This window comes from Cellulomonas sp. A375-1, from assembly GCF_001040865.1.
GTDB lineage: Bacteria > Actinomycetota > Actinomycetes > Actinomycetales > Cellulomonadaceae > Cellulomonas > Cellulomonas gelida.
In genome coordinates this window covers 10,549-16,145 of sequence record NZ_LFKW01000064.1, presented here as the reverse complement: position 1 = coordinate 16,145, position 5,597 = coordinate 10,549, and the positions used below count along the sequence as shown (strand labels likewise).

Sequence of the window (5,597 nt, the reverse complement as noted above, 5' to 3'; positions counted from 1 at the left end):
CCGCGTACAGCCGCGTGGACATGGTCGAGAAGCGCGGCGAGTTCGCGGTGCGCGGCGGGATCCTCGACGTGTTCCCGCCCACCGAGTCGCACCCGCTGCGCATCGAGCTGTGGGGTGAGGACGTCGAGGAGATCCGCTGGTTCTCGGTCGCGGACCAGCGCTCGCTCGAGATCGCGGACCACGGGCTGTGGGCGCCGCCGTGCCGCGAGATCCTGCTGACCGACGAGGTGCGCGAGCGGGCCGCGGCGCTCGTCACGCAGCTGCCCGGCGCGATCGACATGCTCGACAAGCTCGCCGCGGGGATCGCCGTGGAGGGCATGGAGTCGCTCGCGCCCGCGCTCGTCGAGCGCATGGTCCCGGTGCTGGACCTCGTCCCCGACGACGCGCTGCTCGTGCTGGTCGACCCCGAGCGCATCCGGCGCCGCGCGCACGACCTGGTCGCGACCACGCAGGAGTTCCTCGAGGCGGCCTGGACGTCCGCCGCCGCGGGTGCCGCGACGCCGCTGGACCTGTCCGCTGCGTCGTTCGCGACGTTCGCCGACGTCCGCGCGCTCGCGGCCGTGCGCGGGCTGGGGTGGTGGACGCTGTCGGGCTTCACGCTCGACGCGGGTGCCGACGAGTCCGAGGCGGACGCGCCCGTGCGCGAGACCGACGGCGTGGAGACGCTCGTCGTGGCCGCGCGCGACGTCGAGCGGTACCGCGGTGAGGTCGCGCGGGCCGTGGCCGACGTGCGCGCGCTGCAGCAGGCCGGGTGGCGGCTGGTGCTCGCGACCGAGGCGCACGGCCCCGCGCAGCGCATGGTCGAGCAGCTCAAGGCCGCGGACTGCCCCGCGCGGCTCGTCGCGTCGATCGACGACGAGCCCGAGGGCGGCGTCGTCCTGGTCGTGCCCGCGCCCGTGGGACCGGGGTTCGTCGCGGAGGCGCAGCGCCTCGCGGTGTTCTCGGAGTCGGACCTCACGGGGCGTGCCGGCTCGTCCACGCGCGACATGCGCCGGATGCCGAGCCGGCGCCGCAACGTCGTCGATCCCTTGGCGTTGCGGGCGGGCGACTTCGTCGTGCACGAGGCGCACGGCGTGGGGCGGTTCGTCGACCTGGTGCAGCGCACGATCGGCTCAGGCGCTGCCGCGGCGACGCGCGAGTACCTGGTGATCGAGTACGCGTCGTCGAAGCGCGGCCAGCCCGGCGACCGGCTGTACGTGCCGACCGACCAGCTCGACCAGGTCACCAAGTACGTGGGCGGCGAGGCGCCGAGCCTGAACCGCATGGGCGGCTCGGACTGGACCAAGACGAAGAGCCGTGCGCGCAAGGCGGTCAAGGAGATCGCGTCCGAGCTCATCCGGCTGTACTCGGCGCGCATGGCGACGCCCGGGCACGCGTTCGGTCCGGACACGCCGTGGCAGCGCGAGCTCGAGGACGCGTTCGCGTACGTCGAGACGCCCGACCAGGCGGCGACGATCGACGAGGTCAAGGCCGACATGGAGAAGTCGATCCCGATGGACCGGCTGGTCTGCGGGGACGTCGGCTACGGCAAGACGGAGATCGCGGTGCGCGCGGCGTTCAAGGCCGTGCAGGACGGCAAGCAGGTCGCGGTCCTCGTCCCGACGACGCTGCTCGTCCAGCAGCACCTCGACACGTTCGCCGAGCGCTACTCCGCGTTCCCGGTGACGGTCAAGGCGCTGTCGCGGTTCCAGACGGCCAAGGAGAGCAAGGCCATCGTCGAGGGGCTCGCGGACGGCTCGGTCGACGTCGTGATCGGCACGCACCGGCTGATCACCGGCGACGTGCGGTTCAAGGATCTCGGGCTCGTCGTGATCGACGAGGAGCAGCGGTTCGGCGTCGAGCACAAGGAGACGCTCAAGGCGCTGCGCACCAACGTCGACGTGCTCGCGATGTCCGCGACGCCGATCCCGCGCACGCTCGAGATGGCCGTGACCGGCATCCGGGAGATGTCCACGCTCGCGACCCCGCCCGAGGAGCGGCACCCGGTCCTGACGTTCGTCGGCGGGTACGAGGAGAAGCAGATCTCCGCCGCGATCCGACGCGAGCTGCTGCGCGAGGGTCAGGTGTTCTACGTGCACAACCGCGTCGAGTCGATCGAGCGCACGGCCTCGCGGCTCAACGAGCTCGTGCCCGAGGCCCGCATCGCTGTGGCGCACGGGAAGATGGGCGAGCACCAGCTCGAGCAGGTGATCGTCGACTTCTGGGAGAAGAAGTTCGACGTGCTGGTCTGCACGACCATCGTCGAGACGGGCCTCGACATCTCGAACGCCAACACGCTGATCCTCGAGCGCGCCGACCTGCTGGGCCTGTCGCAGCTGCACCAGCTCCGTGGGCGCGTCGGTCGCGGTCGCGAGCGCGCGTACGCCTACTTCCTGTACCCGCCGGAGAAGCCGCTCACCGAGACCGCCCACGACCGCCTGCAGACCATCGCGGCGAACACCGACCTCGGCGCCGGCATGGCCGTGGCCATGAAAGACCTCGAGATCCGCGGCGCCGGCAACCTGCTCGGCGGCGAGCAGTCCGGGCACATCGAGGGTGTGGGCTTCGACCTGTACATCCGGATGGTCGGCGAGGCCGTCGCGGCGTTCCGCGACGACGTGCCCGAGGAGCTGCCCGACGTCACGATCGAGCTGCCCGTCGACGCGCACATCCCGCACGACTACATCGCGCACGAGCGGCTGCGCCTCGAGGCGTACCGCAAGATGGCCGTCGCGGCCGACGAGACGACGCTGCGCGAGGTCCGCGCCGAGCTGGTCGACCGGTACGGGCCGGTGCCCGAGGCGGTGGACAACCTGTTCGAGGTCGCGCAGTTCCGGCACCACGCGCGTCGGGCCGGGCTCAGCGACATCACCGCGCAGGGCAAGTTCGTGCGGTTCGCGCCGCTCGACCTGCCCGAGTCCGCGCAGCTGCGGCTCAAGCGCCTGTACCCGGGCTCGGTCCTCAAGCCCGCGGTCCGCACGGTGCTCGTGCCGTTCCCGACGACCGCGCGCATCGGCGGCAAGCCGCTGCACGGCCACGAGATCCTCACGTGGTGCCGCCAGCTCATCGACGCGGTGGTGCTGGCCGACGTCTCCGCGGCCGCCCAGGTCGGCACCACCCGCTGACCCTGCCCGTCCGGGCGCGACCCCGCACCTGCTCAGGTTCTCGCGCGCGAGACCGCGAGCAGGCGCGGGGTCGTGCGCGCCGGAGTGCCAGGGTCAGAGCGTCGAGGTCAGACCCGTCAGGGCGCAGGCGTCAGGCGACGCGGGCCCAGGACCGTCAGGAGGGCGAGCTTGTCCGCGTCCGGGGAGCCGGGCGTCGCGGTGAAGACGAGCAGGCGCTGACCGGTGTCCGTGTCGAGCAGCGTCTCGCAGTCGAGGGTCAGCACCCCGAGCTCGGGGTGCTGCAGGCGCTTGGTGCGCACGTGCTTCTCGTCGACGTCGTGACGCGCCCACAGCGCGGCGAACTGCTCGCTGCGCCGCGACAGGTCGTCGACGAGTCGGGCCGCTCGTGAGCCCTTGCCGGCGCGCGCGTACGCGGACCTCAGCTCCGCGACGAAGGTCACGGCGCGCTCGTCGTGGTCCTCGGGCGGGTAGACGTCGCGCGACGACGGATCGGTGAACCACCGGTACACGGTCGACCGCTCGAAGCCCTGGAACCGGGTCTGGTCGCCCAGCAGCGCCGCCGCGGCCGGGGTCTGCACGAGCGTCTCGCCGAGCTCGGTGATGACCTGCGCCGGGGTGTCCTGCAGGCGGTCGAGGATGCGCAGGATCGCGGGCGCCACGTGGTCGGTGCGGCTCGTGCGCTCGGGCGCGTGGTGACCCGCGAGGCGGAACAGGTGGTCACGCTCGGCGACCGTGAGGTGCAGCCCGCGCGCGATCGCCGCGAGCATCGGCTCCGACGGCTGCGGACCACGCCCCTGCTCGAGCCGGCCGTAGTAGTCCGCCGACATGCCGCACAGCGCGGCGACCTCCTCGCGCCGCAGCCCGGCCGTGCGCCGGCGCGGCCCGCGGGGCAGGCCGACGTCCTCGGGCTGCAGCGCCGCGCGCCGCGCTCGCAGGAAGTCGGCGAGCTGGGGTCGGTCCATGCGCCCATCGTCGCTCCCCGCGTCGACCCGCAGCCAGGGATCGCCCATCCCCGGATACGTGCGGCCTGGATCAGCCCGTGGGTGGGCCCCACCGTGGAGGGCACGGATCACCACCACGGAAGGACCACCCATGACTCGCACCGCACTCGTCACCGGCGGCTCGCGCGGGCTCGGCCGGGCGGCCGCGCTCGCGCTGGCCGAGGACGGCGCCGACGTCGTCGTCACCTACGTCCGCGACAGGACCTCGGCCGACGAGGTCGTCGCCCTGATCACGGCGGCGGGCGGCCGGGCCGCTGCGCTCGCGCTCGACACGTCGGCCGTCGCGTTCGAGGAGTTCGCCGACGCGCTGCGCTCCGTGCTCGACGGCTGGGGTGCCGCGGGCCTCGACGTGCTCGTGAACAACGCCGGCGTGGCCGGGCACACCCCGTTCGGGTCGATCACCGCCGACGACATGGACGCGCTGCACGCGATCCACGTGCGCGGGCCCGTGCTGCTCACGCAGGCGCTCGCACCCCTGCTCGTCGACCGCGGCCACGTGCTCAACGTGTCCACCGGCCTGACCCGCTTCACGGGCGGCTCGGCGTACAGCGTCTACGCGGCCATGAAGGGCGCCGTGGAGGTGTGGACGCGGTACCTCGCCAAGGAGCTCGGCCCGCGGGGGATCGCGGTGAACTCGATCGCGCCGGGTGCGACGGCGACCGACTTCGGCGGCGGCGTCATCCGCGACGACGAGAGCTACCGGACGATGATCGCGGGCGTGAGCGCGATGGGTCGCGTGGGCGAGCCGACGGACGTCGGGCGCGTCGTCGCGGCGATCACGTCGCCGTCGATGTCCTGGGTCACCGCCCAGCGCATCGAGGCCTCGGGCGGCCAGTCCCTCTGACCCCACCTCCCGCGACCCAGGGCCTGCTCCGGCCCCCGACCCGCTGAGGGCGAGCAACCGCTGCCTCGTCACGGACGACCCAGCGCCTGCTCCGGCTCCCGGCCCCGTGAGGGCGAGCAGGCGCTGGGTCGCGGCGCGGTCCGGGCACGCCGCAGGGACGGAGCTCGGCGTCGCGTGGGGGGTGGGGGCGTCAGGCGTCGACGATGTCCGCGCCGGCGGCGTTCTTCCTGATGGACTCGATCGTCGACTTGGCCGACGCCTTCTCGGTGTACTGCTGGCTGTGGGCGAGCACGTTGCCGTTCTGCGCGACGATCCGGAAGAACCACTTGCCGTTGTCGCTCTTGACGATCTCGAACTTCACGGGAGCCTCCACTCGGGCGTCGTTGCCTGATGCGCCCAGCCAACACCCGCCCGGCGCCGACGACCAGCCCCCGCCGACGACTCACCCACCCGGCTCACCCACCACGCAGCACACCCTCCAGCTCACGACCGTCACCCCCGAGCAAGCGCTGGGTCGCCGGGTAGGGGAGCGACGAGCCAGCGGGTGCTCCGGTGATGGGGCGGTGAGGCCGGAGCAGGTGCTGGGTGGCGGGGTGGGGGAGCGACGAGACAGCGGGTGCTCCGGTGATGGGGCGGTGAGGCCGGAGC

4 protein-coding genes are annotated in these 5,597 nt (G+C 73.1%); 2 read left to right on the top strand and 2 right to left on the bottom strand.

Going from position 1 to position 5,597, the window contains the following annotated elements:
• Window positions 1-3,104 (top strand): transcription-repair coupling factor (mfd, locus tag CWIS_RS07415; protein WP_048342628.1); only part of this gene is annotated, 3,104 nt, incomplete at its 5' end.
• A gap of 116 nt (window positions 3,105-3,220) precedes the next feature.
• Here the strand turns inward: mfd and CWIS_RS07410 are convergent.
• Window positions 3,221-4,066, bottom strand: a complete 846-nt coding sequence (locus tag CWIS_RS07410; RefSeq protein ID WP_048342624.1) for a helix-turn-helix transcriptional regulator — start codon at window positions 4,064-4,066, stop codon at window positions 3,221-3,223.
• A 130-nt stretch (window positions 4,067-4,196) separates the two neighbouring features.
• On the opposite strand from CWIS_RS07410, the gene CWIS_RS07405 reads away from it, so the two are divergent.
• Entirely contained in the window at window positions 4,197-4,949 is a 753-nt protein-coding gene (locus CWIS_RS07405) for an SDR family NAD(P)-dependent oxidoreductase (RefSeq protein ID WP_048342623.1), read from the top strand.
• 190 nt (window positions 4,950-5,139) lie between these two features.
• Here CWIS_RS07405 and CWIS_RS07400 read toward each other — a convergent pair whose 3' ends face one another.
• Window positions 5,140-5,310, bottom strand: a complete 171-nt coding sequence (locus tag CWIS_RS07400) for a YegP family protein (RefSeq protein WP_082156286.1) — start codon at window positions 5,308-5,310, stop codon at window positions 5,140-5,142.
• Window positions 5,311-5,597 lie beyond the last annotated feature (287 nt).